A 231-nucleotide genomic window follows, 5' to 3' on the forward strand; every position below is an offset into this window, starting at 1 on the left:
GGAGATTGGCGCAATTCAGGAGATGCGAGGCGTGACGCGGGTTGTCACGCGACATCCGATCAAGAACGCTCGTGGGGAGACCGTCGGCGCGATTGGTCAAGTCATGTTCAAGGGACCTGAGCAATTGCAGTCGTTCTCGACGGAGTTGACGAAATTGAAGTCGGAGGTGGCGTACTACAGGCGCGAGCTGAAGGATCTGAAAAATCGGAGCTACGGTCTGGATCAGATTGT

Annotated in this window: 1 protein-coding gene; it reads left to right on the plus strand. The window is 55.4% G+C overall.

All coding sequences use genetic code 11. The features are described 5' to 3' along the window. A partial coding sequence (locus tag AC1RPG_RS09010; RefSeq protein ID WP_481762644.1) for a hypothetical protein occupies positions 1 to 231 on the plus strand: 231 nt, incomplete at both ends.

This window comes from Dellaglioa sp. CoH-57-MRSF-18 (genome assembly GCF_056781995.1).